Below are 9042 nucleotides of genomic sequence, written 5' to 3'. Positions count from 1 at the left end.
AGCTCCATCTCCAGCTTGCCCTTGCCGTTGAGCGTGGCGAGGACCAGATCGGGGTTGTGCACCTCGACACCGGCCGGGGGCGCGATGTCGGCGGCGGTGACCAGACCCGGACCCTGCTTGCGCAGGTACATCACGACCGGCTCGTCGTGCTCCGAGGAGACGACCAGCTGCTTGATGTTGAGGATCAGGTCGGTGACGTCCTCCTTGACGCCCGGCACGGTGGTGAACTCGTGCAGCACGCCGTCGATCCGGATCGACGTGACAGCCGCGCCGGGGATCGAGGACAGGAGGGTACGACGGAGAGAGTTGCCGAGGGTGTAGCCGAAGCCCGGCTCCAGCGGCTCGATCACGAACCGGGAACGGAACTCGTCGACGACCTCTTCGGTCAACGAGGGACGCTGAGCGATCAGCATGTGTGGATCAGATCCTTCTTTCGTGGACGCCCGCTATTTGACGCCCGACGGAACCGCACCCGTGAGAGTGCGGGTATTGCAAGGGCACGGGCGGCACGGCCCTTACGGAGCCGTACCGCCCGAGCAGCCCTGCGAAGCGAGGTCAGACGCGACGACGCTTCGGCGGACGGCAGCCGTTGTGCGGGGTCGGGGTGACGTCCTGGATGGAGCCGACCTCGAGGCCCGTGGCCTGCAGGGAGCGGATCGCGGTCTCACGACCGGAACCCGGGCCCTTCACGAACACGTCGACCTTGCGCATGCCGTGCTCCTGGGCGCGGCGGGCAGCCGACTCGGCAGCCATCTGCGCGGCGAACGGCGTGGACTTCCGGGAGCCCTTGAAGCCGACGTGGCCGGCGGAGGCCCAGGAGATCACGTTGCCGGACGGGTCCGTGATGGAGACGATCGTGTTGTTGAACGTGCTCTTGATGTGCGCGTGGCCGTGAGCGACGTTCTTCTTTTCCTTGCGGCGCACCTTCTTGGCAGCGCCCTGACGACCCTTGGGGGGCATCTAGTAACTCCTACGGGGAGGTGGTCGGTCCTACAGCGAAGACCGCTGATGAAGCGTTGTCCGCTGCGGACTACTTCTTGCCCGGCTTCTTCTTACCGGCGATGGCGCGACGCGGACCCTTGCGGGTGCGGGCGTTGGTGCTGGTGCGCTGACCGCGGACGGGCAGACCGCGACGGTGACGGAGACCCTGGTAGCAGCCGATCTCGACCTTGCGGCGGATGTCGGCCTGGATCTCGCGACGGAGGTCACCCTCGGTCTTGATGTTGTTGTCGACGTACTCGCGGATGGCGACCAGCTGCTCTTCGGTCAGGTCGCGAACGCGGGTGTTCGGGTCGATACCGGTCTCGGCCAGCGTCAGCTGGGAGAGCGTCCGGCCGATGCCGAACACGTAGGTGAGCGCGACCTCCACACGCTTTTCGCGCGGGATGTCAACACCGGAAACGCGTGCCACTTCAATGGCTCCTGGTGATCGTCGGAGGTCTTCTGCAGAACCGGTTCCCAGCCGCCGTACCAGGTACGAACTGGGTCCCCGGCCTCCGAACCGGGGGTGTCAGGCACCTTCGGCACCCGGGTCCTGCGTATGAACATATTCAGCTCGCGTCGCGCGAATCTCTGCGATGTCGATGCAGAGGGATTGGTCGTGCGTCAGCCCTGGCGCTGCTTGTGGCGCGGGTTCTCGCAGATGACCATGACCCGACCGTGACGGCGGATCACCCTGCACTTGTCGCAGATCTTCTTGACGCTCGGCTTGACCTTCATGGGATTGAGGTTCTCCGGGTCAGTTGCCGGCGGCCCCGCTCACACGGGACTTGGGCAAGATCTACTTGTATCGGTAGACGATCCGGCCACGCGTCAGGTCGTACGGAGACAACTCCACCACGACCCGGTCGTCAGGGAGGATGCGGATGTAGTGCATACGCATCTTGCCGCTGATGTGTGCCAGGACCTGGTGGCCGTTCTGGAGCTCGACCTTGAACATGGCGTTCGGAAGAGACTCGACGACAGTGCCCTCGATCTCGATGGCACCTTGCTTCTTGGCCACGCTTCGCCCTTCGAATCGACTACCTTGATCGACTCCCACGCTTCCCTTACGGGTGCATGCGGACATGCGGGTGCACGAGAGCCGACGAGTCAGTCTACGTCAGCGCCCCCGGAAAGACGAATCGGGAAAGCCTGCCCCAGAAGACAGATCATTAAGCGCGCAGCATTCTGAAGCGCCCCGCTGAAAGCGCCCCTTCAGGGGCGCGGGGCTGTATACATTTGCGGCTCCGCGGCGCGGGCGCGCCCAGACCCCACCGGCCCGCAGCTTCGAACGGCGCTCAGCCGAGCGGATCCGGCGCAGCCGTGATCCCATGCTCGGCCAGCTTCGCCTTACCCCCGTCGGGAGACGTCAGCACCAGCGGACCCTCCTCGGTCAGCGCAACACTGTGCTCCCAGTGCGACGACCACGTACCGTCCGTGGTGATCACGGTCCAGTCGTCCGACAGGACCTCCGTGCGGGGCGTCCCCAGCGACACCATCGGCTCGATGGCCAGGCAGAACCCGGGCACCAGCTTCGGCCCCTTGCCCCGCCGCCGGTCGACGTAGTTCAGCAGGTGCGGGTCCATGTGCATCTCGGTGCCGATGCCGTGGCCGCCGTAGTCCTCGATGATCCCGTACTTGCCGCCGCCGGGCTTCGGCTGGCGGCGGATGTACGTCTCGATCGCCCGGGAGACGTCGACCAGGCGGTTGCCCTGCTTCATCGCCGCGATGCCGGCCCACATCGACTCCTCGGTCACCCGGGAGAGCTCGATCAGCTCCGGAGCGTGACCGGAGCCCACGAAGGCGGTGTAGGCCGCGTCGCCGTGCCAGCCGTCGATGATCGCGCCGCAGTCGATGGAGATGATGTCGCCGTCCTTGAGAACGACGTCCTCGGAGGGGATGCCGTGGACGACCACGTCGTTGACGGACGTGCAGATGGTGGCGGGGAAGCCGCCGTAGCCGAGGAAGTTCGGCTTCGCGTTGTGCTCCGCGAGCACCTTGCGCGCGACCTGGTCCAGATCCTTGGTCGTGGCCCCGGGCACCGCTGCCTCACGCGTCGCCGCGTGGATGGCGGCGACGACCAGCCCCGCCTCACGCATCTTGGCGATCTGCTCGGGGGTCTTGATCTGCACCATCAGTTCTGCTTCCTCACGGGTGCGAGTCCGGTTTTGTACACCGCAACAGTACGGCCCCCCGACGGCGTGGCAACACGTGGTCCCGCCGGTCGCGGCCGCACCCTGGTCAGCGCCCGGTGAGCAGCGGGATCCAGCGGCCCTCGTCCTGCAGCTTCGCCGTCCGGAAGCCGGAAAGCGGAGTGACCTTGCCGTCCAGGCCGACCAGGAGCAGCTGGTTGCGGAACTCACCCTTGCCGGGGCTGCACTGCCCGGGATCGCACCGCCAGGCGATGAGGTGGCTGTTGTCGGCCCATGCGAGCAACTGCTGACCGGGGACCACCGCGGCCCGCTTGCCGGTCTTCGCGTTCCTCACCTCGGAGACGATGTTGTCGCCCTCCCCCACGAAGGCGCCGGTCACCAGGTTTCCGTCAGGGGACCGGATCGCCTCCGGGTAGGGCGCCCGCGCCTCCTGATCCGGGGCAGGCACCCTCTTGCCGGACACGTCGTAGTAGATCCTGCCCGCCTCATTGCCGCCGGCCTCCCACACCAGCTCCCCGTCACGGCTCCAGTAGAAGTCCTGACGTCCACCGGCGAGGGTCCCGCTCTTCTTGGCCGGCCGCTCGGCGAAGTCCGCCTTGCCGGAGGCGACATCGATCACGTAGAAGCCGGTGCGGCTCTGCTTCGGCCCCGGCACGGTCTTGTCGTTCAGCTGGTAGCCCGCGTCCTTGAACAGACCGTCCGGGTTGAGGCGGTACGCCGTCGCCAGCAGGCGTTTGCCGTCCGGGGAGAACTGCACACTGCCGACGTTCCGGTCGAGCTTGATCCAGCGCCGCACCTTGCCCGTGGCCAGATTCAGCAGCCCTATCCGGCTGACGGGCAGATCGCGCTCAAGCACCGCCGCGGTCCGCGTCCCGGGGGCGACGTCCAGCCAGGCCCAGTCGGTCTTCTCGTACCGCTCGGTGGCCGTGTCGAGCAGCCGCCATTGATAGGTGCCGATCGCGTTCCCGTTCGGCTGCTTCACGAGTTTCGCCGTGTAGTACGCCGAGACGGCGACCCTCCCCGCCGCGATCAGCTCTCGCGGCGGTGACTGATCCGGGTGCGCCGCCACACCTGTGACATCCGGCAGACTCGCGGGCCGTCCATGCGTATCACCGCCGCGTAGGGCGAGCGGCACCGCGAGCCCCACGGCGACGGCCACCGCGACGGCGGCGGCGACCACGAGGCGTCGAGCCTTGCGACGGCGCAGCGGCGGTTGTGGCCGTTCGGCGGATTCCGCGGCCGGTCGCGCCTCTGGAGAGGACGTTTTGTACGCCGCGCGGGCATGCGGGTCGGGAGCCATGCTCGTACCTCCACAGGAACGACGACTGGGACAGGATCTGGCCGGTTGGTGCGAAAGAGGACGAAGAAGGGGCTGCTCCCGCAACGCCGGAGCAGCCCCTCTGCAGTCGATCTCAGCCCACGAGCAGGTGGAACATCAAGGCCCATGGGTCGAGAGCGAACTCATCCGCGGTTTACTCGTTGAACCAGTCCGGCGACCAGACGGCGGCACCGCCACCGTTCCACCAGACCTCCATCTTGTAGACGGAGAGCTGGCCGATGTTCTCGCCCTTCTTGTCGCAGCCGGAGTCGCCGCCGTCGTCAAGGGTCCACAGTCGCGACTCGATGCCGGCGGAGTTCCGGACCCACAGAGCGCCGGTCACCCCGTACCCGTCGGCCTTGGTGTCACAGACCGAGAAGACATCGCCGTCGTCGTGGAAGTGCATGTAGCCACGGCTCGACGGAAGGTTGATCTGCTTGTCGCTGTCGGCCTGCGCCGAAGCGCTCAGCCCGACCACCAGGGCGGCGGACGCGCCGACCACCATGGCTGCACGGGCGAGCTTTGAGTTGATCACTGTTCCCCCAACTAGGTTGTGCGTCACCGGTGTTACCGGTGAGGTCGCTGTGAACACTATGTGTCGCCCATGCTGCATGTCCACATCAATTAAGAGTCAGGCATGAATATGACAAGGAATCATGCAATCCGCTTGACGACCTCACCCGCCGGGTTACGTGCACAAACACCACGGCCGCGGCGCCCCTGAGGGCACCGCGGCCGGTCGGACAGACAGCGATCTACTTGGTCTCGGCCTCTTCGCGCTTGAGCGCCTCGAGCGCCCGCTGCGTGATCTCGTCCACCGGACCCAGGGAGGAGATCGTCACGACCAGACCCTGAGCCTTGTAGTAGTCGATGATCGGCTCGGTCTGCGTGTGGTAGACCTCCAGCCGCGTCCGGACGGTGTCCTCGGAGTCGTCGTCGCGCTGGTACAGCTCGCCGCCGCAGATGTCGCAAACGCCCTCGGTCTTCGGCGGGGTGTACGTCACGTGGAAGACGTGGGACGAGTCGTTGCGGCAGATGCGGCGGCCCGCGATCCGCTTGACGACCTCGTCCTCCGAGACCTCCAGGTCAAGCACGGCGTCCAGCTTGATCTTCTCGACCGTCAGCAGTTCGTCGAGCGCCTCGGCCTGCGAGACGTTGCGCGGGAAACCGTCCAGCAGGAAGCCGTTCACGGCGTCCTCCTGCTCCATGCGGTCCTTGGCCATGGCGATGGTGACCTCGTCGGGGACGAGGTTGCCGGCGTCCATGTAGGACTTCGCGAGTTTCCCGAGCTCCGTCTTCTGGCTGATGTTGGCGCGGAACAGGTCGCCCGTGGAGATGTGCGGGATCTTCAGCTCCTTGGCAAGGCGAACGGCTTGCGTTCCCTTACCGGCGCCAGGCGGCCCGACGAGGACGATTCGCATCAGCGGAGGAACCCTTCGTAATTGCGCTGCTGAAGCTGGCTCTCGATCTGCTTCACCGTCTCCAGGCCCACACCCACGATGATGAGGATGCTGGTACCACCGAACGGGAAGTTGTTGCTTGCCCCAAAGCCAACCAACGCCATCGTCGGCACGAGAGCGATCAGCCCCAGATACAGCGAACCCGGCCAGGTGATCCGGTTGAGCACGTACGACAGGTACTCAGCGGTCGGTCGGCCAGCCCGGATGCCCGGGATGAAGCCACCATACTTCTTCATGTTGTCCGCTACTTCCTCGGGGTTGAAGGAGATAGCGACATAGAAGAACGCGAAGAAAACGATGAGCAAGAAGTACGAAATGATGTAAACCGGGTGGGTGCCCTTGGACAGGTTGGTCTCGATCCAGGTCTTCCAGCTCGAGTTCCCGCCCGCGAACTGGGCGACCAGTGCCGGAATATAGAGCAGCGAAGACGCGAAGATGACCGGAATCACACCGGCCTGGTTCACCTTGAGCGGGATGTACGTAGACGTACCGCCGTAGGAACGGCGACCGATCATGCGCTTCGCGTACTGCACCGGGATGCGGCGCTGGGCCTGCTCCACGAAGACCACCAGCGCGACCATGATCAGACCCACCGCGATGACCGAGCCGAACTCGATCCAGCCGCCGGCCAGGGTGCCCTGCTTCTTGATCGCCCACAGCGCGGACGGGAAGGTCGCGGCGATCGAGATGAACATCAGGATCGACATGCCGTTGCCGATGCCGCGGTCGGTGATCAGCTCGCCGAGCCACATGACGACGGCCGTACCGGCGGTCATGCAGATGACCATGGTGATCGTGGTGAAGATCGCCTGGTCCGGGACGATGCTGGAGGCGACCGTGCAGCCGGAGAAGAGGGCGCCGCTGCGGGCGGTGGCCACCAGGCCGGTGCCCTGCAGGATGGCGAGCGCCACCGTCAGGTAGCGGGTGTACTGCGTGATCTTCGCCGTGCCCGCCTGGCCCTCCTTCTTCAGGGCCTCCAGACGCGGGATGACCACGGTCAGCAGCTGAAGGATGATGCTGGCCGTGATGTACGGCATGATGCCGAGCGCGAAGATCGTGATCTGGAGCAGCGCGCCACCGCTGAACATGTTCACGAGACCGAACAGGCCCTGGTTGCCGGACGCCTCGCCGACACACGTCTGAACGGCTTTGTAGTTGACGCCGGGGATCGGAATGTGGGTACCGACCCGGTACACCACGATGATGCCGAGCGTGAAGAGCAGCTTCTTGCGCAGGTCGGGCGTCCTGAACGCCCGGGCGAACGCGGTGAGCACGGTGCCTCCTGCGACCCCCACGCAACTGCGTCAAGGGTGACGGTCTTGAGGTTCGACGAATGGGAAAAAGAACAGTGCTGGCCACCTTACCGGCCGCACTGCCCCCCTAGGAACGACCAACCGGGGATACCCCATTGTGAGGTATCCCCGGTCGGGAATCGCTTACGTCATCGAGACGTCCGAAATACTCAGACGAGCTCGGTGACAGTGCCGCCGGCGGCGGTGATCTTCTCCTTGGCGGAGCCGGAGACGGCGTCGACCGTCACCTGCAGCGCCACGGAGACCTCACCCTGGCCGAGGACCTTGACGAGGCTGTTCTTGCGAACGGCACCCTTGGCGACGAGACCCTCGACGGTGACCTCGCCACCCTCCGGGTACAGCGCGGCCAGCTTGTCGAGGTTCACGACCTGGAACTCGGTCTTGAACGGGTTCTTGAAGCCCTTCAGCTTCGGAAGACGCATGTGGAGGGGCATCTGGCCACCCTCGAAGCGCTCCGGAACCTGGTAACGGGCCTTCGTACCCTTGGTACCACGACCGGCCGTCTTACCCTTCGACGCCTCACCACGACCGACACGGGTCTTGGCGGTCTTGGCGCCCGGGGCGGGACGGAGGTTGTGGATCTTGAGCGGGTTGTTCTCCGCCATGATCAGTCGACCTCCTCGACCGTCACGAGGTGGCGGACGGTGTGCACCATGCCGCGGAACTCGGGGCGGTCCTCCTTGACGACCACGGTGTTGATCCCCTTGAGACCAAGCGACCGCAGAGTGTCACGGTGGTTCTGCTTGCTGCCGATGTACGACTTCGTCTGCGTGACCTTGAGGCGAGCCATTACGCACCCGCTCCCGCACGCGCACGAAGCAGAGCCGCGGGGGCGACGTCCTCGAGGGGCAGACCACGGCGGGCCGCGATCTCCTCGGGACGCTGCAGGCCCTTCAGGGCCTCCACGGTCGCGTGCACGATGTTGATCGCGTTGTCGGAGCCGAGCGACTTCGACAGCACGTCGTGGATACCGGCGCACTCCAGGACGGCACGCACGGGACCACCGGCGATAACACCGGTACCCGGCGAAGCCGGCTTGAGGAGAACGACGCCGGCAGCCTTCTCACCCTGGATCGGGTGCGGGATGGTGCCCTGGATACGCGGGACCTTGAAGAAGTGCTTCTTGGCCTCCTCAACGCCCTTGGCGATGGCGGCCGGCACCTCCTTGGCCTTGCCGTAACCGACACCCACGGTGCCGTCACCGTCGCCCACCACGACCAGCGCGGTGAAGCTGAAGCGACGACCACCCTTCACAACCTTGGCGACGCGGTTGATCGCGACAACGCGCTCAACGTACGCGGTCTTCTCGGCGGCAGCAGCGCCGCCGTCACGGCCCTTCCGGTCCCGCCGCTCGCCGCCACCGGCACCGCCACCGCGGCGCTGGGGTCCAGCCATTGGATTACCTCTCTCTTTCCGCTAGCTACAAGCGGCTCAGAACTTGAGCCCGGCCTCGCGGGCGGCGTCCGCCAGGGCGGCGATGCGCCCGGCGTACTGGTTACCACCACGGTCGAACACCACGGCCTCGACACCGGCGGCCTTGGCACGCTCGGCGACCAGGGCGCCGACCTGCTTGGCCTGCGCGGACTTGTCGCCCTCGCCACCGCGGACGGACACGTCCAGGGTGGACGCGGACGCCAGGGTGTGGCCCTTGAGGTCGTCGATCACCTGCGCCACGATGTGGCGGTTGGAGCGGGTCACGACCAGACGGGGGCGCTCCGCCGTACCGGAGATGTTCTTGCGGATCCGGATGTGACGGCGCTTGATCGCGGCGCGCTTGTAGGCGTCGCCCTTGAGGATCTTCTGCCCGTATGCCATGG

Annotated in this window: 13 protein-coding genes and 1 pseudogene; all 14 read right to left on the bottom strand. The window is 66.0% G+C overall.

What is annotated here, in order from left to right; genetic code table 11:
• Window positions 1–413, bottom strand: a pseudogene (locus KVT45_RS19795) (DNA-directed RNA polymerase subunit alpha); the annotation flags it as partial.
• A 142-nt stretch (window positions 414–555) separates the two neighbouring features.
• Window positions 556–960 (bottom strand): 30S ribosomal protein S11, encoded by a 405-nt coding sequence (gene rpsK / locus KVT45_RS19790; RefSeq protein WP_003956432.1) that lies wholly within the window; start codon window positions 958–960, stop codon window positions 556–558.
• A gap of 70 nt (window positions 961–1030) precedes the next feature.
• The gene (rpsM, locus tag KVT45_RS19785) at window positions 1031–1411 is read right to left on the bottom strand and encodes a 30S ribosomal protein S13 (RefSeq protein WP_020941684.1); all 381 of its coding nucleotides are present in this window, start codon (window positions 1409–1411) and stop codon (window positions 1031–1033) included.
• Between the two features lie 194 nt (window positions 1412–1605).
• Window positions 1606–1719 carry a 50S ribosomal protein L36 gene (rpmJ, locus tag KVT45_RS19780; RefSeq protein ID WP_003998809.1) on the bottom strand — a complete coding sequence of 38 codons (114 nt, stop codon included), beginning with the start codon at window positions 1717–1719 and terminating at the stop codon, window positions 1606–1608.
• A gap of 61 nt (window positions 1720–1780) precedes the next feature.
• Complete coding sequence (gene infA / locus KVT45_RS19775; RefSeq protein WP_003948620.1) at window positions 1781–2002, bottom strand: translation initiation factor IF-1; 222 nt, start codon at window positions 2000–2002, stop codon at window positions 1781–1783.
• Between the two features lie 277 nt (window positions 2003–2279).
• On the bottom strand, window positions 2280–3116 hold the full coding sequence (map, locus tag KVT45_RS19770; RefSeq protein WP_217549203.1) for a type I methionyl aminopeptidase: 837 nt from the start codon (window positions 3114–3116) through the stop codon (window positions 2280–2282).
• Between the two features lie 106 nt (window positions 3117–3222).
• Complete coding sequence (locus tag KVT45_RS19765) at window positions 3223–4434, bottom strand: hypothetical protein (RefSeq protein ID WP_254647005.1); 1212 nt, start codon at window positions 4432–4434, stop codon at window positions 3223–3225.
• A 172-nt stretch (window positions 4435–4606) separates the two neighbouring features.
• Window positions 4607–4987: a hypothetical protein gene (locus tag KVT45_RS19760; protein ID WP_217549201.1), complete on the bottom strand. Its 381-nt coding sequence runs from the start codon at window positions 4985–4987 to the stop codon at window positions 4607–4609.
• Between the two features lie 220 nt (window positions 4988–5207).
• Window positions 5208–5873, bottom strand: a complete 666-nt coding sequence (locus KVT45_RS19755) for an adenylate kinase (protein ID WP_217549199.1) — start codon at window positions 5871–5873, stop codon at window positions 5208–5210.
• Window positions 5873–7186, bottom strand: a complete 1314-nt coding sequence (secY, locus tag KVT45_RS19750; protein WP_217549197.1) for a preprotein translocase subunit SecY — start codon at window positions 7184–7186, stop codon at window positions 5873–5875. The genes KVT45_RS19755 and secY overlap by 1 nt, the downstream gene beginning before the upstream one ends.
• A 188-nt stretch (window positions 7187–7374) precedes the next feature.
• Window positions 7375–7830, bottom strand: a complete 456-nt coding sequence (gene rplO / locus KVT45_RS19745; RefSeq protein WP_007443991.1) for a 50S ribosomal protein L15 — start codon at window positions 7828–7830, stop codon at window positions 7375–7377.
• Window positions 7831–7832: 2 nt separating this feature from the next.
• Window positions 7833–8015, bottom strand: coding sequence for a 50S ribosomal protein L30 (gene rpmD, locus KVT45_RS19740; protein WP_006376032.1), 183 nt, complete (start codon window positions 8013–8015; stop codon window positions 7833–7835).
• Complete coding sequence (rpsE, locus tag KVT45_RS19735) at window positions 8015–8620, bottom strand: 30S ribosomal protein S5 (protein ID WP_009190144.1); 606 nt, start codon at window positions 8618–8620, stop codon at window positions 8015–8017. The genes rpmD and rpsE overlap by 1 nt, the downstream gene beginning before the upstream one ends.
• Window positions 8621–8656: 36 nt before the next feature.
• A complete protein-coding gene (rplR, locus tag KVT45_RS19730; RefSeq protein WP_217549195.1) occupies window positions 8657–9040 on the bottom strand; it encodes a 50S ribosomal protein L18 in 384 nt (127 codons plus the stop codon).
• Window positions 9041–9042 lie beyond the last annotated feature (2 nt).

It is taken from the genome of Streptomyces sp. GbtcB6, assembly GCF_019091475.1.
Classification (GTDB): domain Bacteria; phylum Actinomycetota; class Actinomycetes; order Streptomycetales; family Streptomycetaceae; genus Streptomyces; species Streptomyces hyaluromycini.
The sequence above is the reverse complement of the archived record's forward strand: the minus strand, read 5'-3'. Positions and strand labels throughout refer to the sequence as shown.

What these genes read in the sequence shown, in the direction of transcription:
- rpsK (WP_003956432.1), bottom strand. Translation starts at nt 960, where the DNA reads ATGCCCCCCAAGGGTCGTCAGGGCGCTGCCAAGAAGGTGCGCCGCAAG.
- rpmD (WP_006376032.1), bottom strand. Translation starts at nt 8,015, where the DNA reads ATGGCTCGCCTCAAGGTCACGCAGACGAAGTCGTACATCGGCAGCAAG.
- KVT45_RS19755 (WP_217549199.1), bottom strand. Translation starts at nt 5,873, where the DNA reads ATGCGAATCGTCCTCGTCGGGCCGCCTGGCGCCGGTAAGGGAACGCAA.
- rplR (WP_217549195.1), bottom strand. Translation starts at nt 9,040, where the DNA reads ATGGCATACGGGCAGAAGATCCTCAAGGGCGACGCCTACAAGCGCGCC.
- rpsE (WP_009190144.1), bottom strand. Translation starts at nt 8,620, where the DNA reads ATGGCTGGACCCCAGCGCCGCGGTGGCGGTGCCGGTGGCGGCGAGCGG.
- rpmJ (WP_003998809.1), bottom strand. Translation starts at nt 1,719, where the DNA reads ATGAAGGTCAAGCCGAGCGTCAAGAAGATCTGCGACAAGTGCAGGGTG.
- KVT45_RS19765 (WP_254647005.1), bottom strand. Translation starts at nt 4,434, where the DNA reads ATGGCTCCCGACCCGCATGCCCGCGCGGCGTACAAAACGTCCTCTCCA.
- rplO (WP_007443991.1), bottom strand. Translation starts at nt 7,830, where the DNA reads ATGGCGGAGAACAACCCGCTCAAGATCCACAACCTCCGTCCCGCCCCG.
- map (WP_217549203.1), bottom strand. Translation starts at nt 3,116, where the DNA reads ATGGTGCAGATCAAGACCCCCGAGCAGATCGCCAAGATGCGTGAGGCG.